The sequence below is a fragment of the Salinarimonas rosea DSM 21201 genome (genome assembly GCF_000429045.1).
GTDB classification, from domain to species: domain Bacteria; phylum Pseudomonadota; class Alphaproteobacteria; order Rhizobiales; family Beijerinckiaceae; genus Salinarimonas; species Salinarimonas rosea.
Window position 1 is genome coordinate 1 of the sequence record NZ_AUBC01000027.1, and the last position, 19,455, is coordinate 19,455.

General features: G+C 69.0%; 31 protein-coding genes. 29 read left to right on the forward strand and 2 right to left on the reverse strand.

What is annotated here, in order from left to right:
- The 28 genes from tuf (at window position 1) to rplQ (ending at window position 15,900) form a co-directional block, all read left to right on the forward strand.
- Window positions 1-1,191: an elongation factor Tu gene (tuf, locus tag G407_RS0117850; protein WP_029031309.1), complete on the forward strand. Its 1,191-nt coding sequence runs from the start codon at window positions 1-3 to the stop codon at window positions 1,189-1,191.
- A gap of 104 nt (window positions 1,192-1,295) precedes the next feature.
- Complete coding sequence (gene rpsJ / locus G407_RS0117855; protein WP_029031924.1) at window positions 1,296-1,604, forward strand: 30S ribosomal protein S10; 309 nt, start codon at window positions 1,296-1,298, stop codon at window positions 1,602-1,604.
- A gap of 49 nt (window positions 1,605-1,653) precedes the next feature.
- Window positions 1,654-2,388 (forward strand): 50S ribosomal protein L3, encoded by a 735-nt coding sequence (gene rplC / locus G407_RS0117860; RefSeq protein ID WP_029031925.1) that lies wholly within the window; start codon window positions 1,654-1,656, stop codon window positions 2,386-2,388.
- On the forward strand, window positions 2,388-3,008 hold the full coding sequence (rplD, locus tag G407_RS0117865; RefSeq protein ID WP_029031926.1) for a 50S ribosomal protein L4: 621 nt from the start codon (window positions 2,388-2,390) through the stop codon (window positions 3,006-3,008). The genes rplC and rplD overlap by 1 nt, the downstream gene beginning before the upstream one ends.
- Complete coding sequence (locus G407_RS0117870; RefSeq protein ID WP_029031927.1) at window positions 3,005-3,301, forward strand: 50S ribosomal protein L23; 297 nt, start codon at window positions 3,005-3,007, stop codon at window positions 3,299-3,301. The genes rplD and G407_RS0117870 overlap by 4 nt, the downstream gene beginning before the upstream one ends.
- A 16-nt stretch (window positions 3,302-3,317) precedes the next feature.
- The gene (gene rplB, locus G407_RS0117875; protein WP_029031928.1) at window positions 3,318-4,157 is read left to right on the forward strand and encodes a 50S ribosomal protein L2; all 840 of its coding nucleotides are present in this window, start codon (window positions 3,318-3,320) and stop codon (window positions 4,155-4,157) included.
- Between the two features lie 10 nt (window positions 4,158-4,167).
- Window positions 4,168-4,446 carry a 30S ribosomal protein S19 gene (gene rpsS / locus G407_RS0117880; RefSeq protein ID WP_029031929.1) on the forward strand — a complete coding sequence of 93 codons (279 nt, stop codon included), beginning with the start codon at window positions 4,168-4,170 and terminating at the stop codon, window positions 4,444-4,446.
- Between the two features lies 1 nt (window position 4,447).
- Window positions 4,448-4,828, forward strand: a complete 381-nt coding sequence (gene rplV / locus G407_RS0117885; protein ID WP_043540130.1) for a 50S ribosomal protein L22 — start codon at window positions 4,448-4,450, stop codon at window positions 4,826-4,828.
- Between the two features lie 10 nt (window positions 4,829-4,838).
- Window positions 4,839-5,594 carry a 30S ribosomal protein S3 gene (gene rpsC, locus G407_RS0117890; protein WP_029031931.1) on the forward strand — a complete coding sequence of 252 codons (756 nt, stop codon included), beginning with the start codon at window positions 4,839-4,841 and terminating at the stop codon, window positions 5,592-5,594.
- A gap of 26 nt (window positions 5,595-5,620) precedes the next feature.
- Window positions 5,621-6,034 (forward strand): 50S ribosomal protein L16, encoded by a 414-nt coding sequence (gene rplP, locus G407_RS0117895; RefSeq protein WP_029031932.1) that lies wholly within the window; start codon window positions 5,621-5,623, stop codon window positions 6,032-6,034.
- Window positions 6,035-6,045: 11 nt separating this feature from the next.
- Window positions 6,046-6,261: a 50S ribosomal protein L29 gene (gene rpmC / locus G407_RS0117900; RefSeq protein WP_029031933.1), complete on the forward strand. Its 216-nt coding sequence runs from the start codon at window positions 6,046-6,048 to the stop codon at window positions 6,259-6,261.
- A 12-nt stretch (window positions 6,262-6,273) separates the two neighbouring features.
- The gene (gene rpsQ, locus G407_RS0117905) at window positions 6,274-6,516 is read left to right on the forward strand and encodes a 30S ribosomal protein S17 (RefSeq protein WP_029031934.1); all 243 of its coding nucleotides are present in this window, start codon (window positions 6,274-6,276) and stop codon (window positions 6,514-6,516) included.
- A gap of 159 nt (window positions 6,517-6,675) precedes the next feature.
- Window positions 6,676-7,044 (forward strand): 50S ribosomal protein L14, encoded by a 369-nt coding sequence (gene rplN / locus G407_RS0117910; RefSeq protein WP_029031935.1) that lies wholly within the window; start codon window positions 6,676-6,678, stop codon window positions 7,042-7,044.
- Window positions 7,044-7,361, forward strand: a complete 318-nt coding sequence (gene rplX, locus G407_RS0117915; protein ID WP_029031936.1) for a 50S ribosomal protein L24 — start codon at window positions 7,044-7,046, stop codon at window positions 7,359-7,361. Before rplN ends, rplX begins: the two co-directional genes overlap by 1 nt.
- Window positions 7,354-7,914, forward strand: a complete 561-nt coding sequence (gene rplE / locus G407_RS0117920; protein WP_029031937.1) for a 50S ribosomal protein L5 — start codon at window positions 7,354-7,356, stop codon at window positions 7,912-7,914. The genes rplX and rplE overlap by 8 nt, the downstream gene beginning before the upstream one ends.
- Window positions 7,915-7,953: 39 nt before the next feature.
- Complete coding sequence (rpsN, locus tag G407_RS0117925; protein ID WP_029031938.1) at window positions 7,954-8,259, forward strand: 30S ribosomal protein S14; 306 nt, start codon at window positions 7,954-7,956, stop codon at window positions 8,257-8,259.
- Between the two features lie 12 nt (window positions 8,260-8,271).
- A complete protein-coding gene (gene rpsH / locus G407_RS0117930) occupies window positions 8,272-8,670 on the forward strand; it encodes a 30S ribosomal protein S8 (protein WP_029031939.1) in 399 nt (132 codons plus the stop codon).
- 34 nt (window positions 8,671-8,704) lie between these two features.
- Window positions 8,705-9,238, forward strand: a complete 534-nt coding sequence (rplF, locus tag G407_RS0117935; RefSeq protein ID WP_029031940.1) for a 50S ribosomal protein L6 — start codon at window positions 8,705-8,707, stop codon at window positions 9,236-9,238.
- Between the two features lie 11 nt (window positions 9,239-9,249).
- A complete protein-coding gene (gene rplR / locus G407_RS0117940) occupies window positions 9,250-9,612 on the forward strand; it encodes a 50S ribosomal protein L18 (protein WP_029031941.1) in 363 nt (120 codons plus the stop codon).
- Window positions 9,613-9,808: 196 nt separating this feature from the next.
- Window positions 9,809-10,369 carry a 30S ribosomal protein S5 gene (gene rpsE / locus G407_RS0117945; RefSeq protein WP_029031942.1) on the forward strand — a complete coding sequence of 187 codons (561 nt, stop codon included), beginning with the start codon at window positions 9,809-9,811 and terminating at the stop codon, window positions 10,367-10,369.
- Window positions 10,370-10,380: 11 nt separating this feature from the next.
- A complete protein-coding gene (gene rpmD, locus G407_RS0117950) occupies window positions 10,381-10,569 on the forward strand; it encodes a 50S ribosomal protein L30 (protein ID WP_029031943.1) in 189 nt (62 codons plus the stop codon).
- A gap of 13 nt (window positions 10,570-10,582) precedes the next feature.
- Window positions 10,583-11,059 (forward strand): 50S ribosomal protein L15, encoded by a 477-nt coding sequence (rplO, locus tag G407_RS0117955; protein WP_029031944.1) that lies wholly within the window; start codon window positions 10,583-10,585, stop codon window positions 11,057-11,059.
- Window positions 11,060-11,175: 116 nt separating this feature from the next.
- Window positions 11,176-12,516: a preprotein translocase subunit SecY gene (secY, locus tag G407_RS0117960; protein ID WP_029031945.1), complete on the forward strand. Its 1,341-nt coding sequence runs from the start codon at window positions 11,176-11,178 to the stop codon at window positions 12,514-12,516.
- A gap of 70 nt (window positions 12,517-12,586) precedes the next feature.
- Window positions 12,587-13,177: an adenylate kinase gene (locus G407_RS0117965; RefSeq protein ID WP_029031946.1), complete on the forward strand. Its 591-nt coding sequence runs from the start codon at window positions 12,587-12,589 to the stop codon at window positions 13,175-13,177.
- Window positions 13,178-13,400: 223 nt separating this feature from the next.
- The gene (rpsM, locus tag G407_RS0117970; RefSeq protein WP_029031947.1) at window positions 13,401-13,769 is read left to right on the forward strand and encodes a 30S ribosomal protein S13; all 369 of its coding nucleotides are present in this window, start codon (window positions 13,401-13,403) and stop codon (window positions 13,767-13,769) included.
- 90 nt (window positions 13,770-13,859) lie between these two features.
- Window positions 13,860-14,249, forward strand: coding sequence for a 30S ribosomal protein S11 (rpsK, locus tag G407_RS0117975; protein ID WP_029031948.1), 390 nt, complete (start codon window positions 13,860-13,862; stop codon window positions 14,247-14,249).
- A gap of 120 nt (window positions 14,250-14,369) precedes the next feature.
- Complete coding sequence (locus G407_RS0117980; protein WP_029031949.1) at window positions 14,370-15,386, forward strand: DNA-directed RNA polymerase subunit alpha; 1,017 nt, start codon at window positions 14,370-14,372, stop codon at window positions 15,384-15,386.
- A gap of 94 nt (window positions 15,387-15,480) precedes the next feature.
- Window positions 15,481-15,900, forward strand: a complete 420-nt coding sequence (gene rplQ, locus G407_RS0117985; RefSeq protein WP_029031950.1) for a 50S ribosomal protein L17 — start codon at window positions 15,481-15,483, stop codon at window positions 15,898-15,900.
- Window positions 15,901-15,987: 87 nt separating this feature from the next.
- On the opposite strand, the gene G407_RS0117990 is transcribed toward rplQ, so the two are convergent.
- Together G407_RS0117990 and G407_RS0117995 are read right to left on the reverse strand one after the other, a co-directional pair.
- Window positions 15,988-16,905, reverse strand: coding sequence for a DMT family transporter (locus G407_RS0117990; RefSeq protein ID WP_029031951.1), 918 nt, complete (start codon window positions 16,903-16,905; stop codon window positions 15,988-15,990).
- A 113-nt stretch (window positions 16,906-17,018) separates the two neighbouring features.
- On the reverse strand, window positions 17,019-17,342 hold the full coding sequence (locus tag G407_RS0117995) for a hypothetical protein (RefSeq protein ID WP_029031952.1): 324 nt from the start codon (window positions 17,340-17,342) through the stop codon (window positions 17,019-17,021).
- A gap of 404 nt (window positions 17,343-17,746) precedes the next feature.
- Here G407_RS0117995 and G407_RS28475 point away from each other — a divergent pair, with 404 nt between their 5' ends.
- On the forward strand, window positions 17,747-19,444 hold the full coding sequence (locus G407_RS28475) for a methyl-accepting chemotaxis protein (protein ID WP_280742664.1): 1,698 nt from the start codon (window positions 17,747-17,749) through the stop codon (window positions 19,442-19,444).
- The last annotated feature ends 11 nt before the right edge of the window (window positions 19,445-19,455 follow it).

The window sequence follows — 19,455 nt, forward strand, 5'->3', positions numbered from 1 at the left end:
ATGGCCAAGGCAAAATTCGAGCGTACGAAGCCGCACTGCAACATCGGGACGATCGGTCACGTGGACCACGGCAAGACGTCGCTGACGGCGGCGATCACGAAGGTCCTGGCGGAGACGGGCGGCGCGACGTACACGGCGTACGACGCGATCGACAAGGCTCCCGAGGAGAAGGCGCGCGGGATCACGATCTCGACGGCGCACGTGGAGTACGAGACGGCGAACCGTCACTACGCGCACGTGGACTGCCCCGGCCACGCGGACTACGTGAAGAACATGATCACGGGCGCGGCGCAGATGGACGGCGCGATCCTGGTCGTGTCGGCGGCGGACGGCCCGATGCCGCAGACGCGCGAGCACATCCTGCTCGCCCGCCAGGTCGGCGTGCCGGCGCTGGTCGTGTTCATGAACAAGGTCGACATGGTCGACGACGAGGAGCTGCTGGAGCTGGTCGAGCTCGAGATCCGCGAGCTCTTGTCGAAGTACAGCTTCCCGGGCGACGACATCCCGATCACGAAGGGCTCGGCGCTGATGGCGCTCGAGGACAAGAGCCCGGAGATCGGCAAGGAGGCCGTGCTCAAGCTGATGGCCTCGGTGGACGAGTACATCCCGACGCCGGAGCGCCCGATCGACCAGCCGTTCCTGATGCCGATCGAGGACGTGTTCTCGATCTCGGGCCGCGGCACGGTGGTGACGGGTCGCGTCGAGCGCGGCGTGGTGAAGGTGGGCGAGGAGGTCGAGATCGTCGGCATCCGCGACACCGTCAAGACCACCGTGACGGGCGTCGAGATGTTCCGCAAGCTGCTCGACCAGGGCCAGGCCGGCGACAACGTCGGCGTGCTGCTGCGCGGCACCAAGCGCGAGGACGTCGAGCGCGGGCAGGTCGTCTGCAAGCCGGGCTCGGTGAAGCCGCACAAGAAGTTCACTGCCGAGGCGTACATCCTCACCAAGGAGGAGGGCGGCCGCCACACGCCGTTCTTCAACAACTACCGCCCGCAGTTCTACTTCCGCACGACGGACGTGACCGGCATGTGCAAGCTGCCCGAGGGCACCGAGATGGTGATGCCGGGCGACAACGTGTCGATGGAGGTCGAGCTGATCGTGCCGATCGCCATGGAGGAGAAGCTGCGCTTCGCCATCCGCGAGGGCGGCCGTACCGTCGGCGCCGGCGTCGTGGCGGCGGTCCTGGACTGAGGCCCGAGAGGGCGTGAGGACGCGGCCGCGATCGTCGCGGCCGCGTTTCTGGTCCCGCGGCGGGTTCGCCGCCGGCGGGTCGGGTGAGGAAGACGGGGCAACCCATGAACGGTCAGAATATCCGCATTCGCCTCAAGGCGTTCGACCACCGCGTGCTCGACGCGTCGACCCGCGAGATCGTGTCGACCGCCAAGCGCACGGGAGCGCAGGTTCGTGGGCCCATCCCGCTGCCGACGCGCCTCGAGAGGTTCACGGTGCTGCGCTCGCCGCACATCGACAAGAAGTCGCGCGAGCAGTTCGAGATGCGCACGCACAAGCGTGTCCTCGACATCGTGGACCCCACCCCGCAGACGGTCGATGCGCTCATGAAGCTCGACCTCGCCGCGGGCGTGGACGTGGAGATCAAGCTCTGAGGCCCTCCGGGCTCTCAGGGACAGGCATCAACGCCGAGAGGGAACGCACATGCGCTCAGGCGTCATCGCGCAAAAGATCGGCATGACCCGCGTCTTCACGGACGCCGGAGAGCATGTCCCGGTCACCGTCCTCAAGCTCGACCAGTGTCAGGTCGTGGCCCATCGGACGAAGGACAAGAACGGCTACGTCGCGCTGCAGGTCGGCGCCGGCCTCGCCAAGGTGAAGAACGTCTCGAAGGCGGAGCGCGGCCGGTTCGCCGTCGCCAAGGTCGAGCCGAAGCGCAAGCTCGCCGAGTTCCGCGTGTCCGAGGACGCGCTGATCCCGGTCGGCGCCGAGATCACGGCGGATCACTTCGTCCCCGGGCAGTTCGTCGACGTGACGGGCACCTCGAAGGGCAAGGGCTTCGCCGGCGGCATGAAGCGCTGGAACTTCGCGGGCCTGCGCGCCTCCCACGGCGTGTCGGTGTCGCATCGCTCGATCGGCTCGACCGGCGGCCGCCAGGACCCCGGCAAGACGTTCAAGGGCAAGAAGATGCCCGGCCATCTCGGCGTCGAGCGCGTCACGACGCAGAACCTGCGCGTGGTGCAGACCGATCCGGAGCGCGGCCTCATCCTCGTCGAGGGTGCCGTCCCCGGCGGCGACGGCGGCTGGATCTTCGTGCGGGACGCGGTGAAGCGCGCGCTCCCGGCGGATGTGCCGATGCCCGGCAAGTACCGTGAGAACGGGGCCAGCGAGGCGCCGGCCGAGGCCGGCTCCCAGGCCCAGACCGAGGAGAACGCGTGATGAAGCTCGCGATCACCACGTTGGACGGCGCCAGCGCCGGCGAGGTCGAGCTCGACGACGCGATCTTCGGTCTCGAGCCTCGTGCCGACATCCTGCAGCGCATGGTCCGCTGGCAGCTCGCCAAGCGCCAGGCGGGGACCCACAAGGTCAAGAACCGCGGCGAGATCGCCCGGACGACCAAGAAGGTCTACCGTCAGAAGGGCACCGGCAACGCCCGCCACGGCTCGGCCCGCGTGGGCCAGTTCCGCGGCGGCGGACGCGCCTTCGGCCCGCTCGTGCGCTCGCACGCTCACGACCTGCCCAAGAAGGTCCGTGCGCTGGCGCTGCGCCACGCGCTGTCCTCCAAGGCACGCACCGAGGCGCTCATCGTCGTCGACGAGATCGTCGCGGCCGAGCCCAAGACGAAGGCTCTGGTCGAGCGCTTCGCCAAGCTCGACCTGACGAACGCGCTGATCATCGGCGGCACGGAGCTCGACGCGAACTTCAAGCTCGCCTCGCGCGCCATCCCCAACATCGACGTTCTGCCGATCCAGGGCATCAACGTCTACGACATCCTGCGCCGCGAGAAGCTCGTGCTGACCAAGGCGGCCGTGGACGCGCTGGAGGAGCGGTTCAAATGAGCATGGATCCACGCCATTACGACGTGATCATCGCTCCCGTGATCACGGAGAAGTCGACCAACCTGTCCGAGCTGAACAAGGTCGTCTTCAAGGTCGCCATGGACGCGACCAAGCCGCAGATCAAGACGGCCGTCGAGAAGCTCTTCGACGTCAAGGTCAAGGCGGTGAACACGTCCGTGCTCAAGGGCAAGACCAAGATCTTCCGCGGCATCCGCGGGCGCCGCTCGGACGTCAAGAAGGCGATCGTGACCCTCGAGGAGGGGCACTCCATCGACGTCACCACGGGCCTGTGAGGAAGGGATCTCCACAATGGCTTTGAAGCATTTCAAGCCCATCACGCCCGGCCTCCGGCAGCTCGTCATCGTCGACCGGAAGGGCCTCTACAAGGGCAAGCCGGTCAAGGCGCTCACCGAGGGCCTGTCGCAGAAGGGCGGGCGCAACAACACCGGCCGGATCACCGTCCGCTTCCGCGGCGGCGGCCACAAGCGCACCTACCGCGTCGTCGACTTCAAGCGTCGCGCGCGGCTCGGCGAGACGGCCAAGGTGGAGCGGATCGAGTACGATCCCAACCGCTCGGCCTACATCGCGCTGATCCGCTACGAGGACGGGACGCAGTCCTACATCCTCGCGCCGCAGCGCCTGTCGGCCGGCGACACGGTCACCGCGGGCGAGAAGTCCGACATCAAGCCGGGCAACGCCCTGCCGCTCGCGTCGATCCCGGTCGGCACGATCGTGCACAACATCGAGCTGAAGATCGGCAAGGGCGGCGCGATGGCGCGCTCGGCGGGCTCCTACGGGCAGATCGTCGGCCGCGACCAGGGCTACGTCTCGATCCGCCTGACCTCCGGCGAGCAGCGTCTCGTCCACGGCCAGTGCTTCGCGACGGTCGGTGCGGTGTCGAACCCGGACCACATGAACACCTCGATGGGCAAGGCCGGCCGCAACCGCTGGCTCGGCCGTCGCCCGCACAATCGCGGCGTCGCGATGAACCCGATCGACCACCCGCACGGCGGCGGCGAAGGCCGCACCTCGGGCGGCCGTCACCCGGTCACCCCGTGGGGCAAGCCCACCAAGGGCCGCAAGACGCGGTCCAACAAGCGGACGGACAAGTTCATCGTCTCGAGCCGCCACGCCCGCAAGAAGAGGTGAGGACAGAGCCATGGCGCGTTCCATCTGGAAGGGCCCGTTCATCGACGGCTACCTTCTCAAGAAGGCCGAGGCGGCCCGCTCGTCCGGCCGAAGCGAGGTCATCAAGATCTGGAGCCGTCGCTCCACGATCCTGCCTCAGTTCGTCGGCCTCACCTTCGGGGTCTACAACGGTCAGAAGCACATTCCCGTCTACGTGACGGAGGAGATGGTGGGCCACAAGTTCGGCGAGTTCTCGCCGACGCGCACCTTCTCCGGCCACGCGGCGGACAAGAAGGCGAGGAGGCGCTGACATGGGCAAGCCCGCTCAAACCCGCTCGCTGCCCGAGAACGAGGCCAAGGCCGTGCTGCGCATGGTCCGCATCAGCCCTCAGAAGCTGAACCTCGTGGCGCAGCTCATCCGGGGCAAGAAGGTCGGCGTCGCGCTCGCGGATCTGGAGTTCTCCAAGAAGCGCATCGCGCGCGACGTGAAGAAGTGCCTCGAGAGCGCCATCGCCAACGCCGAGAACAACCACGACCTCGATGTCGACGATCTCGTCGTCAAGGAGGCGTTCGTCGGCAAGGCGCTGGTGATGAAGCGCTTCCACGCCCGCGCCCGCGGCCGCGGCGCGCGCATCATGAAGCCCTTCTCGAACCTCACGATCGTGGTTCGCGAAGCGCCCGCGCAGTCCTGAGGAGGATACGATGGGTCACAAGGTCAACCCGATCGGGCTGCGTCTGGGCATCAACCGCACCTGGGACAGCCGCTGGTTCGCCGGCAAGGGCGAGTACGCCCGCCTGCTCCACGAGGACATCGCCATCCGCGACGCCCTCATGAAGCAGCTCAAGCAGGCCGCCGTCTCGCGCATCGTCATCGAGCGCCCGCACCGGAAGTGCCGCGTCACCATCCACTCGGCCCGCCCGGGCGTGGTGATCGGCAAGAAGGGCGCGGACATCGAGAAGCTGCGCAAGCTCGTCGGCCGGATGACCAAGGCCGAGGTGACGATCAACATCGTCGAGGTGCGCAAGCCGGAGACGGACGCGACGCTCATCGCCGACTCGATCGCCCAGCAGCTCGAGCGCCGCGTGGCCTTCCGTCGCGCCATGAAGCGCGCGGTGCAGTCGGCGATGCGTCTGGGTGCCGAGGGCATCCGCATCAACTGTGCCGGCCGTCTCGGCGGCGCCGAGATCGCGCGCCTCGAGTGGTACCGCGAGGGCCGCGTCCCGCTGCACACGCTGCGCGCGGACGTCGACTACGGTATCGGCACGGCGTTCACCACGTACGGCACGTGCGGCATCAAGGTCTGGGTGTTCAAGGGCGAGATCCTCGAGCACGACCCGATGGCGCAGGAGCGCCGCATGACCGAGGAAGGCGGCCGCTCCGGCGGCGACCGTGATCGCGATCGTGACCGCGGCCCGCGCCGCGACCGTGACCGTGATCGCGAGCGCGAGAGCGCCTGAGGCGAAGGCAGTTCTGGAGGCACGCCATGTTGCAACCCAAGAAGACCAAGTTCCGCAAGCAGTTCAAGGGGCGCATCCACGGCGTCGCCAAGGGCGGCACGGAGCTGAACTTCGGCCAGTACGGCCTCAAGGCCGTGGAGCCGGAGCGCATCACCGCGCGCCAGATCGAGGCCGCCCGCCGCGCCATCACCCGTCAGATGAAGCGCCAGGGCCGCGTCTGGATCCGCGTTTTCCCGGACGTCCCGGTCACCGCCAAGCCGACCGAGGTCCGCATGGGTAAGGGTAAGGGCGCGCCGGAATACTGGGCGGCCCGGGTCAAGCCCGGCCGTATCATGTTCGAGATCGACGGCGTGCCCGAGGACATCGCGCGCGAGGCCATGCGCCTCGCCGCGGCCAAGCTGCCGATCCGTACGCGCTTCGTCCAGCGCATCGCCGATTGAGGAGGGACGAGATGAAGTCGAGCCAGCGTCTGTCCGACCTGAAGGCGATGACCGGAGATCAGCTGCAGGACGAGCTCCTGAAGCTGAAGAAGGAGCAGTTCAACCTGCGCTTCCAGAAGGCCACGGGACAGCTCGAGAACACCGCGCGCGTGGCGCAGGTCCGCAGGGACATCGCCCGGGTCAAGACGATCCAGCGCCACAAGCAGGCCGCCGCGGCCACCGCCTGAGGATACGAGATCATGCCGAAGCGCGTTTTGCAGGGCGTCGTCGTCAGCGACAAGCAGGACAAGACCATCGTCGTGAAGGTCGAGCGCCGCTTCACGCACCCGCTGCTGAAGAAGACCGTCCGCCGCACGAAGAACTACCATGCCCACGACGAGAACAACGTCGCCAAGGTCGGCGACGTGGTCCAGATCGAGGAGACGCGGCCCCTGTCCCGCCTGAAGTGCTGGGCGCTGGTGCAGCAGGGCACGCAGGGCTGAGCCCCTCGTTTCGAGGGTTGTGCGAGACGGGCGCTTCCTGTATGGGAGCGCCCTTCTCGCGATCATGAGCAGGGGGCGCGAGACCCCCGTCAGAAGTAGTCCGGCCGGGCAATCCCGTCCGTGCCGGAAACCTTTTGAGACAAGGAAAGGATCAAGGCCATGATCCAGATGCAGACGAACCTCGACGTCGCCGACAATTCCGGCGCCCGTCGCGTGATGTGCATCAAGGTCCTGGGCGGCTCGAAGCGGAAGTACGCCTCCGTGGGCGACATCATCGTCGTCTCGGTGAAGGAGGCGATCCCGCGCGGGCGCGTCAAGAAGGGCGACGTGATGAAGGCGGTCGTGGTGCGCACGGCCAAGGACATCCGCCGCGCCGACGGCTCGGTCATCCGCTTCGACAAGAACGCGGCCGTGCTCGTGAACAACAACAAGGAGCCGGTCGGCACGCGCATCTTCGGACCGGTTCCGCGCGAGCTGCGCGCGAAGAACCACATGAAGATCATCTCCCTGGCTCCGGAGGTGCTGTGATGGCGGCGAAGATCAAGAAGGGCGACCAGGTGATCGTTCTCACCGGTCGCGACAAGGGCAAGAGCGGCGAGGTCGTGCGCGTCATGCCCAAGGAGACGCGGGCGCTCGTGCGCGGCATCAACCTGGTCAAGCGCCACCAGCGCCAGACGGCCCAGCAGGACGGCGGCATCGTCACCAAGGAGGCGCCGCTCCACCTGTCGAACCTCGCGGTCAAGGACCCGAAGGACGGCAAGCCCACGCGCGTCGGCTTCAAGTTTCTGGACGACGGGCGCAAGGTCCGCTTCGCCAAGCGCTCGGGAGATCTGATCGATGGCTGAGATGAACGGCTACACGCCCCGCATGAAGCAGCACTACGAAGAGGTGGTGCGCCCGGGGATGATCGAGAAGTTCGGCTACAAGAACCCCATGGAAGTGCCGAGGATCGACAAGATCGTCGTCAACATGGGCGTGGGCGAGTCGACCGCAGATTCGAAGAAGGCGACCACCGCCGCCGCGGACCTCGCGATGATCGCCGGCCAGGCGCCGGTCATCACCCGCGCCCGCAAGGCGATCGCGAGCTTCAAGGTCCGCGAGAACATGCCGCTGGGCTGCAAGGTCACCCTGCGCAAGACGCGGATGTACGAGTTCCTCGACCGCATGGTCACGATCGCGCTGCCGCGCGTGCGCGACTTCCGCGGCCTGAACCCGAAGTCGTTCGACGGCAACGGCAACTTCGCGATGGGCATCAAGGAGCACATCGTTTTCCCCGAGATCAACTACGACCGTGTCGAGCAGATCTGGGGCATGGACGTCATCGTCACGACGACGGCCAAGACCGACGAGGAAGCGCGCGAGCTGCTGCGTTTCTTCAATTTCCCGTTCCGGCAGTGAGGCTGCAGGGCCTCAGACGCGGAAACCGGAGAGGAATTCATGGCTAAGAAGTCTCATATCGAGAAGAACAAGCGCCGCCAGCGGATGGTCAAGCAGTGGACCGGCCGCCGCGAGCGCCTGAAGGCGATCGCCAGCGACGAATCGGTGTCGATGGAGGAGCGCTTCGAGGCGCGCCTCAAGCTCGCCGAGATCCCCCGCAACGCCAACCCGACGCGCGTGCGCAATCGCTGCGAGGTCACCGGTCGGCCGCGGGCCTACTACCGCAAGCTGGGCATGTCGCGCATCGCGCTTCGCGAGCTCGGCTCGCGGGGCCTGATCCCCGGCCTGGTCAAGTCGAGCTGGTAAGGAGGACGCATCATGGCGATCAACGATCCGCTCGGCGACATGCTGACCCGCATCCGCAATGCGCAGCTGCGCCGGCGTCCCACCGTGGGCACGCCCGGCTCGAAGCTGCGTGCGCGGGTTCTCGACGTGCTCAAGTCCGAGGGCTACATCCGCGACTACTCGGTCGCGGAGTTCGGCAACGGCCGGACCGAGTTCCAGATCGAGCTCAAGTATTTCGACGGCACGCCGGTCATCAAGACCATCGAGCGCGTGTCGAAGCCCGGCCGCCGGGTGTACATGTCCATCGACACGATGCCGCGCTATGCCGACGGCCTCGGGACGGTGATCCTGTCCACCTCGCGCGGCGTGATGGCCGACCACGAGGCCCGCGAGGCCAACGTGGGCGGCGAAGTGCTCTGCCGCGTCTTCTGACGCGCGGGCGATCTCGGAACCGAAGGAGAGCGACATGTCTCGCGTAGGCAAGAAGCCGGTCCCGGTCCCGCAGGGCGTCACCGCGTCCGTGGACGGTCAGACCGTGAAGATGAAGGGGACGAAGGGCGAGCTGAGCTTCGTCGTCCCCGAGGAAGTGTCGGTCGCGATGCAGGACGGCTCCGTCGCCGTGCAGCCCCGCGACACGACGAAGGACGCGCGCTCCAAGTGGGGCCTCTCGCGCGCCATGATCGCGAACATCGCGACGGGCGTCTCGAAGGGCTTCGAGCGCAAGCTCGAGATCAACGGCGTCGGCTACCGTGCCGCGGTGCAGGGCAAGACCCTCAAGCTCGCGCTCGGCTACAGCCACGACGTGGACTTCGACATCCCCGCCGACATCACCATCGCGACGCCCAAGCCCACCGAGATCCTGATCTCGGGAATCGACAAGCAGCGCGTCGGCCAGGTGGCGGCGGTGATCCGTGGCTATCGCGGCCCCGAGCCCTACAAGGGCAAGGGCGTGAAGTACGCCGACGAGACGATCTTCCGCAAGGAAGGCAAGAAGAAGTAAGGACGCGAGCCATGGCGAAGAACCTCGATGCCGTCGCGCGCCGCAAGGCCCGCGTCCGCAAGGCCATCAAGTCGGTGGCCAACGGGCGTCCGCGCCTGTCGGTCTTCCGCTCGTCGAAGCAGATCTACGCTCAGATCATCGACGATGCGAAGGGCCACACGCTGGCGTCCGCGTCCTCCCTCGAGAAGGACCTGCGCGAGAAGCTGAAGACCGGCGCGGACCGCGCCGCGGCGGCGGAGATCGGCAAGCTCGTCGCCGAGCGCGCCAAGGCCGCCGGCGTGACCAAGGTCGTCTTCGACCGCTCGGGCTACATCTATCACGGCCGGGTCAAGGCGCTGGCGGACGCCGCGCGCGAGGGCGGGCTGGAATTCTGATCGCGATGGGCGTATAGCCCGGCGGTCCATCGAGACGGCGCGCGCGGGAGGGCTCCATGCCCGGCCCGCGCGGAGCCATGACGGCGGCAAGCAACAAGGGGAGGGAGCGCGCCCGCGCTCCCGGGCGGGCGGGTATCCTCCCGGCGCCGATCCCCGGCAGCGAGCGGGAGCCGCCGCCCGCGCCAGTGAGAGAGACATGGCGAGAGAAAGAGACAGGCAGGATCGGGACGACCGCGACAGCGAGTTCGTCGACCGCCTCGTGCACATCAACCGCGTCGCCAAGGTGGTGAAGGGCGGCCGGCGCTTCGGCTTCGCCGCCCTCGTCGTCGTCGGCGACCAGAAGGGCCGCGTCGGCTTCGGCCACGGCAAGGCCCGCGAGGTGCCGGAGGCGATCCGCAAGGCGACCGAGGCCGCCAAGCGCGGGCTCGTGCGCGTGCCGCTGCGCGAGGGCCGCACCCTCCACCACGACGTCGCGGGCCGCCACGGCGCCGGCAAGGTCGTGATGCGCGCGGCGCCCGCGGGTACCGGCATCATCGCCGGCGGCCCGATGCGCGCCGTGTTCGAGGCGCTCGGCGTCCAGGACGTGGTGTCGAAGTCGCTGGGGTCGTCGAACCCCTACAACCTCGTGCGCGCCACCTTCGACGCGTTGAAGTCCGAGGACAGCCCGCGCTCCGTCGCGGCGCGCCGCGGGCTCAAGGTGTCGTCCCTGCAGGCCCGCCGTCCCGGCGGCGGCACCGACGTCGGCGCCGAAGGCTGAGGGAGGGCGACATGGCTGACAAGACCATCACCGTCGAGCAGATCGGCTCGCCCATCCGCCGCGAGGCCCGCCAGCGCCAGACGCTGATCGGGCTCGGGCTCAACAAGCTGCACCGGAAGCGCACCCTTCCCGACACCCCCGAGGTCCAGGGGATGATCACGAAGGTCAAGCATCTCGTGCGCGTCGTCGACGAGACCTGAGGAGGCGCGCGTCATGAAGCTGAACGAACTTCGCGACAATCCCGGAGCGGTCAAGGAGCGCATGCGCGTCGGCCGCGGCATCGGGTCCGGCAAGGGCAAGACCGCCGGGCGCGGCGTCAAGGGTCAGAAGGCCCGCTCCGGCGTCCGTATCAAGGGCTTCGAGGGCGGCCAGATGCCGATCTATCGGCGCCTGCCCAAGCGGGGCTTCAACAACCCCGGTGCCCGCGACCTCAACGAGGTCAACCTCGGGCGCATCCAGCAGGCTGTCGATGCGGGCAGGCTCGCGACCGACGCGCCGGTGACGGTCGAGGCGCTCGTCGCCGCGGGCGTCTGCTCGCGGGTGCGCGACGGGGTGAAGATCCTGGGTGTCGGCGAGCTCACCGCGAAGCTCGCCTTCGAGGTGACCGGCGCGTCGAAGTCGGCGCGCGAGGCCATCGAGAAGGCCGGCGGCAGCGTGAAGATCCTCGACGAGGCCGTTGCGCAGGCATGAGCCTGATCCCATCTTGACGACTGCGAGCGGCGGCCCGTGCGTGCGAGCGTGCGTGGCCGCCGTTTCATCTCGACGAACAGCGACGACGATCGACGGCGCGCCTCGAGGAGGGGACGATGGCCTCAGCAGCCGAGCAGCTTGCTGCGAACTTGAATTTCGGGGCGCTGGCGCGCGCCGAGGAGCTGAAGAAGCGTATCTGGTTCACCCTGGGCGCGCTCATCATCTATCGGCTGGGCACCTACATCCCGCTGCCGGGCATCGACCCCGAGGCGCTGGCGCAGTCCTTCGAGGCGGCGGCCGGCGGCGTGCTGGGCATGTTCAACATGTTCGCGGGCGGCGCGGTGGAGCGCATGGCGATCTTCGCGCTCAACATCATGCCCTACATCTCGGCCTCGATCATCATCCAGCTCCTGACGGCGGTCTCGCCGACGCTGGAGACCCTCAAGAAGGAGGGCGAGAGCGGCCGCAAGATCATCAACCAGTACACCCGCTACCTCACCGTGGTGCTCGCCGTGTTCCAGTCCTGGGGCATCGCGGTCGGGCTCTCGGCGTCGGGCGGCATCGTGGTGAACCCCGGCCCGTTCTTCATCGTCACGACGGTGATCACGCTCACCGGCGGCACCATGTTCCTGATGTGGCTCGGCGAGCAGATCACCTCGCGCGGCATCGGCAACGGTATCTCGCTGATCATCTTCGCGGGCATCGTCGCGCATCTGCCGCAGGCGACCGCGGGGCTGCTCGAGCTCGGCCGCCAGGGGGCGATCTCCACCGCCTTCATCATCGGCGTCATCGTCATGGCGGCGGGCATCATCTACTTCGTGGTGTTCATGGAGCGGGCCCAGCGCCGGCTGCTGATCAGCTACCCGAAGCGGCAGGTCGGCAACCGCATGTACGACGGCCAGACCTCGTTCCTGCCGCTCAAGCTCAACACGGCGGGCGTGATCCCGCCGATCTTCGCCTCCTCGCTGCTGCTGCTGCCGACCACGGTGGCGAGCTTCTCGGCGGCGCAGGGCGGGGACGGGATCCTCAACACGATCGCGATCTATCTCGGTCACGGCCGCCCGGCCTTCATGATCCTCTACGCCTCGCTGATCATCTTCTTCGCCTTCTTCTACACGGCCATCGTGTTCAATCCGGCGGAGACGGCGGACAACCTGAAGAAGCACGGCGGCTTCATCCCGGGCATCCGCCCGGGCGAGCGGACGGCGGACTACATCGACTACGTGCTCACCCGCATCACCGTGATCGGGGCGCTCTACCTCACCGTGGTTTGCCTGATACCCGAATTTCTCATTTCCTACGCGGCATTGCCGTTCTATCTCGGTGGGACGTCGCTGCTCATCGTGGTGACGGTGACGATGGACACGGTCGCGCAGGTGCACGGGCATCTGCTCGCCCACCAGTACGAAGGCCTCGTCAAGAAGGCGAAGCTGAAGGGCGCGCGGCGCGGCCGTTGAGGCCGGGCGACCCGCGCGCACGGTGCCGGCGACGGCGCCGCGAATCGAGGGAACGCGGAGGGGGACAGGGATGAGGCTGATCTTCTTGGGACCGCCGGGCGCCGGCAAGGGCACGCAGGCCGCACGCGTCTCCGAGCGCTGGGGCATCCCCCAGCTCTCGACGGGCGACATGCTGCGCGCCGCCGTCGCGGCGGGCACGCCCGTGGGGCGCGAGGCCAAGGCGATCATGGATTCGGGCGCGCTCGTCCCCGACGCGGTCGTGGTCGGCATCGTCGCCGACCGGATCGAGGAGCCGGACGCCAAGAACGGCTTCATCCTCGACGGCTTCCCGCGCACCGTGGCGCAGGCCGACGCGCTCGACGCGATGCTCGCGTCGAAGGGCATGGCGCTCGACACGGTGGTCGAGTTCGTGGTCGACGAGGCGATCCTCGTCGAGCGCATCGCCACCCGCGCCCGCGAGACCGAGGCGCGCGGCGAGCCGGTGCGCAAGGACGACAACCCCGAGGTCTTCAAGACGCGCCTCGAGGCCTACCGCCGGCAGACCGCGCCGCTCTCGGCGCATTATGCCGGCAAGGACATGCTCGAGCGCATCGACGGCATGCAGCCGATCGATGCCGTCACCGAGCAGCTCCTGGCGCTGCTGGCGAAATACGAAGGCTGATTCGACCGCACGCCTTGACGCGCCCCGCGCAGCCGTGTATGGGCGCCTCTTCCCAGGTCGACGGGCGGTCCCGGCGGGCTTCGTCAGAAGCCGTCCGGGGCTTTGCGCGCTTCGACCTCCGGCCCGCGAGGGCCCACTCCGCGCAGGGGCCGGCCTCCACCGGACGCGCGACACGACAACCCGCCGCCGCCCTCCCGGGCTCGCGGCCACATGGAGACGAGACGTGGCACGTATCGCAGGCGTCAACATCCCGACCAACAAGCGCGTCGTCATCGCGCTGCAGTACATTCACGGCATCGGGTCCAAGAAGGCCCAGGAGATCTGCGACAAGGTCTCGATCCCGGCCGAGCGCCGCGTGAACGAGCTCACCGACGCGGAGGTCCTCCAGGTCCGCGAGACCATCGACCGCGACTACGTGGTCGAGGGCGACCTGCGCCGCGAGGTGTCGATGAACATCAAGCGCCTGATGGACCTCGGCGTCTATCGGGGCCTGCGCCATCGCCGCAACCTGCCGGTCCGCGGTCAGCGCACGCACACCAACGCCCGCACCCGCAAGGGCAAGGCGAAGCCGATCGCCGGCAAGAAGAAGTGACCGTGCAGTGAGATTTCGGGCGGCGCCGCGCGTCGCCCGCCGATCCCGAGCGCCTGGCATTACGGGCGCGCCAGAAGGACTTGAGGACAGATGGCAAAGGACACCACCCGCGTTCGTCGCCGCGAGCGCAAGAACATCGTTTCCGGCGTCGCGCACGTGAACGCCTCGTTCAACAACACGATGATCACCATCACCGACGCGCAGGGCAACACGATCTCCTGGTCGTCGGCGGGCATGATGGGCTTCAAGGGCTCGCGCAAGTCGACCCCGTATGCGGCCCAGGTCGCCGCCGAGGACGCTGCCCGCAAGGCCGCCGAGCACGGCATGCGCACCCTCGAGGTCGAGGTCTCCGGCCCCGGCTCCGGCCGCGAGTCGGCGCTGCGCGCGCTCCAGGCGGCGGGCTTCACCGTCACCTCCATCCGCGACGTTACGCCGATCCCGCACAACGGCTGCCGTCCGCGCAAGCGTCGCCGCGTCTGACATCGCGCCGCCCGCGCGCCGCGCATGCCGGATCCCGCTCGCGGGCCGGCGCGGCGCGCATCGATCGGTTCGGCGCGCCGCGCGCCTTTCCGCCATGCCCGTCTCACGAGAGGTGAGGTCGTGATCCAGAAGAATTGGCAAGAGCTGATCAAGCCGAACAAGCTTCAGGTCAGTGCCGGTGACGATCCCAAGCGCGTCGCCACCGTCGTCGCCGAGCCCCTCGAGCGCGGCTTCGGCACCACGTTCGGCAACGCGCTGCGGCGCGTGCTCCTGTCGTCGCTCCAGGGCGCGGCGGTCAGCGCCGTGCAGATCGACGGCGTGCTGCACGAGTTCTCGTCGATCCCGGGCGTCCGCGAGGACGTGACGGACATCGTCCTGAACATCAAGGCGATCGCCATCCGCATGCAGGGCGACGGCCCCAAGCGCATGACGCTGCGCAAGACGGGCCCCGGCCTCGTCACCGCCGGCGACATCAACACGGTGGGCGACGTCGAGATCCTCAACCCCGATCTGGTCCTGTGCACCCTCGACGAGGGCGCCGAGATCCGGATGGAGTTCACGGTCAACACCGGCAAGGGCTACGTCTCGGCGGACCGCAACCGTCCCGAGGACGCGCCGATCGGCCTGATCCCGGTCGATGCGCTGTACTCGCCGGTGCGCAAGGTCTCCTACCGCGTCGAGAACACCCGCGAGGGCCAGATTCTCGACTACGACAAGCTCACGATGACGATCGAGACCGACGGCTCGCTGACGCCGGAGGACGCGCTCGCCTACGCCGCGCGCATCATCCAGGACCAGCTCGCCATCTTCGTGAACTTCGAGGAGCCCCGCAAGGACGAGCCGGCCTCCGTCTCGCCGCAGCTGCCCTTCCCGCCGGCGCTGCTCAAGAAGGTGGACGAGCTCGAGCTCTCGGTGCGCTCGGCGAACTGCCTGAAGAACGACAACATCGTCTACATCGGCGACCTGATCCAGAAGACGGAAGCCGAGATGCTGCGCACGCCGAACTTCGGCCGCAAGTCCTTGAACGAGATCAAGGAAGTGCTCGCCGGCATGGGCCTGCACCTGGGCATGGAAGTGCCCGGCTGGCCGCCGGAGAACATCGACGATCTCGCCAAGCGCTTCGAGGAGCACTACTGAGATCCCGGGCCCCCGCCGCGCGGCGGGGGCACCGTTCCGACCAAGACGATCGGCCGTTCCTTGGCACGGCGGCCGGCAACGAAGGAGAGCCACCATGCGTCACGGATTCCGCGGTCGTCGCTTCAACCGCACCCCCGAGCATCGCAAGGCGATGTTCAAGAACCTCGCCCAGGCCCTGATCAAGCACGAGCAGATCGTCACCACGCTGCCGAAGGCGAAGGATCTGCGTCCCGTCGTCGAGAAGCTGATCACGCTCGGCAAGCGCGGCGACCTGCACGCCCGGCGCCAGGCGATCGCCCGCATCCAGGACGAGACGCTCGTCAAGAAGCTCTTCGACGTGCTCGGCCCGCGCTACAAGGACCGCCAGGGTGGCTACACCCGCGTCCTCAAGGCCGGCTTCCGCTACGGCGACAACGCGCCGATGGCTGTGATCGAGTTCGTCGATCGCGATCCGGACGCGAAGGGCCAGGATTCCGGTCCCTCGGCGGAGGCCGACGAGGCCGAGGCCGCCTGAGGCCGATCCGGCGCCGCGTCGGCGCCACGAGAACGACACGCGCGAGGGGCGGCCCCGATGGGGCCGCCCCTTCGCGTTTTCCGAGCCTCAGGGTGCCGGCGGCGCGGTGCGCCCTCGGCCCGGCTTCGCCGCGGGCCGAACCCGCGCGGCGACGACCACGGTCGCGACGACCATGCCGGCGACGACCCAGGTCACCGGCTCCACCCGCTCGCCGTTCAGCACGGCCGCGATCGCGAGCGTCACGAACACCTGGAGGAGCTGGACCTGCCCGACGCGGGCGATGCCGCCCAGCGCGAGCCCGGTGTTCCAGGCGAAGAAGCCGAGATACTGGCTCAGCAGCGTCACGTAGGCGAAGCCGATCCAGGAGGAGAGAGGCACCGCCGCGGGTCCGGCCGGCATCAGCAGGAGGCTGGCGGGGATCGTCACCGGCAGGGCGAGCACGAGCGCCCAGGAGATCACCTCCCAGCCCGGCATGTCGCGGGCGGCCAGTCCGGACCAGGCATAGCCCAGCGCCGCCCCGACCGCCGCGAGAGCGAGGTAGCCGTCTCCCGCGCCGACGCCGTCGACGCCCTCGCGCAGCGCGAAGGCCGTCACGACGGCCGCCCCCACCAGCGCCGCCGCCCAGAATGCCGCCGGCAGGCGCTCCCGGGCCACGACCGAGGCCGCGATGGCGGTCGCCAGAGGGAGCAGGCCGAGCACGACTCCCCCGTGCGACGCCTCGACGGTCGTCATCGCGAGGCCGGTCGCGAGCGGGAACACACCCACGAGGCAGAAGGAGATCAGGGCGAGGCGTCCCAGATGCGCGGGGCTCGGCCGGCGCCGCATCGTGCAGACCAGGACGACGCCCGCGATGCACCCGGCTGCGGCCGCGCGTCCCGTCATGACGAACCACGGGTCGAGCCCGGCGACGGCCAGACGCGTGAACGGCAGCGTGCCGCCGAAGATCACGACGCCGACGAGCCCCAGCGCGAGCCCCAGGACGATACGCAACGTGGCCGGGCTCATGGCGTCTCCTGGCGCGGGCGCGCGCCGCGAGGCGCGACGCTAGCGCCGGTGCGCCGCGCGACGCAAGCCCGCCCGGACGGGCCGGGCGGGCTCGTGCGCGGCGACGCGCCGGCTCAGCGGACCGGATGGTAGAAGCACGGCCGGGCGCGCGCCTGCCAGGTCGTGCCGCCGGCGGCGGTCGGAACCACGGACTTGTCGGCGGCGCCGGCCCAGATCGACCAGTTCGCGCCGTGGACGGCGCTCACCTGGTTCGCCCAGACCGCCTGCGCGGCGGCGGCGCTGGGGCCCTGGGCCATCACGGGAGCGGCCTTGCAGGTGCCGGGCTGCGGCGCCGGCGCGCGCAGCTGGAGCTGCGCCTCGGCGGTGCCGCCACCCATGGCGGCGAAGGCGCCGAGCGAGAGCGCGGCGAGGGCGGCGATGGCGAGGGTCTTGCGCATGGTCCTGATCTCCCGTGTGTCGAGCCGTGCCGCTCTCTCGCGGCCGGCGGGGCGCCGACGACGCCCTTGCACGAGGTTGGTCGGTGCGGGGGCGCGGGAGGTTCGATGGGGCCGGTCGATTTCGGTCGCGGCTTCGGCCGTGCGGCAGGCGCCCGGCCGGTTCACGTGCGCGAGGGCGCGCTCCGGCCGGCGGTCCGGAAGCGGTCGGCGCTATTCCGCTCGGAGAAGGAGGCGATTCGCCGCCCTGGATGTTCCTACGTAGTTTCACGTCATAATCGTTTTAGTTTTGAATACAGTGATGGAATTAACTCCAAAATCACAGCGCTTAAACCTTCGTAAACGTGGGACGCCGCAGCGTCATGCCACCCCAAGCAAGGAAGTATTCTGGAGTGCGGAGAAGAACGATGCTCGGACGTGTGTCGGTAGGGGCCAAGATAGCTCTGGTGATCGCGACGATGGCAGTCGCGACGATCGGTGTCGCGACGGTCGCGTACAACAGCCTCGAAACCGTGGCGCAGGCGACGGCGCGCCTCGAGGCGACGACCCAGCAGATCAAGCTCGTCGCGGGAATCAACCAGGATGCCCTCGACATCTCGCGCAGCGAGTACAGGATCCTGGCGGAGCCGTCGAAGGTCGACGACTCTCGCGCCGACATCGTGGAGCGGCGCCGCAGCTTCGAGGCGCGCATGGTCCAGCTCGACGCGATGATCGAGGACGGTGAGCGCCGGGCCATGATGCGCGACATCGCGCGTCTGTCCCAGACCTTCTTCACCGATCTCGACGCCATCATAGCCGAGGGCGAGCGGCAGCGCGGGCGTGCCGTCGACGAGGCCCAGGCCCAGCTCGCGGACCTCGTCGCGAAGAGCCGGGAGGACGTCGCGAACCTGACCGCGACGCTCGACCGGTTGACGGACGCGAGCGAGGGGCTGGCCGTTCAGGTCGCAGCCGACGCGCGCGAGGTCGCGCGAACGAGCGAGGTCGTCCTGGTGACGATCGCCGTCCTCGGCACGCTCGTCGGCATCACGCTCGGCTTCTCCGTCTCCCGCTTCGGCATCACGGCGCCGCTGCAGAGTATCGTCTCGTGCATCCGTGCGCTCGCCGGCGGCGATCTCGCCGTCGAGGTGACGGGCGCATCGCGGCGCGACGAGATCGGCACGCTCGCCACCGCGGCGCTCGACCTGCGCGAGAGCCTGCGCCGCGGCAGGGACGCGGAGCGCGAGGCCGCCGAGCAGAAGCAGGCCGCCGAGCGCGCGAGCCGCGACGCGATGCTGCGCCTCGCCGACGAGTTCGAGGAGGCCGTCGCCGGCGTCGTCGGCGACGTCGGCAGCGCGGCCGAGCAGCTGCGCAGCAACGCCACCGCGCTCTCCTCCGTGGCGGAGGAGACCGAGAGCCAGGTCCTCACCGTCTCGGCCGCGGCCGAGCAGGCGAGCACCAATGTCGGCGCCGTCGCGGCGGCGAGCGAGGAGCTCTCCGCCGCCATCGCGGACGTCGTGCGCTCCATCACCGGCGCTGCGAACGGTGCCAACGTGGCGAACGAGGAGGCCGGGCGTACGACGGCCTCGGTCGCCGCCCTGCGCGAGGTGGTCGGCCGCGTCGCCGCCATGACGGTCCTCATCCGCGAGGTGGCCGAGAAGACCAACCTCCTCGCGCTCAACGCCACGATCGAGGCGGCGCGCGCGGGCGAAGCGGGCCGCGGCTTCGCCGTCGTCGCCGCCGAGGTGAAGTCGCTCGCCGAGCAGACGACGAAGACGACCGAGCGGATCGATGCCGAGATGGCCGCCATGCAGACCGCGACCGGCGTCACGATCGAGGCCGTCGAGCGCATCGGCCAGATGATCGGCGAGATCCGCGAGGGGGCGTCCCTGGTCGCGTCCGCCGCCGAGGAGCAGGGGGCGACGACGAACGAGATCGCCCGCAACGTCAACGAGGCCGCCAAGGGCACGAGCGCCGTCTCCGAGGCCATGTCGGCGATGACGCAGGCGGCAGCCGAGACCGGCCGCATGTCCGGCGAGGTGCGGGTGTCGGCGGAATCGCTCAGCGGGGCCGCCGGAGCGCTCGAGACCCGCGTGGCGGACTTCCTCCAGCGCGTCCGCGCCGCCTGAGCGGCGAGCCG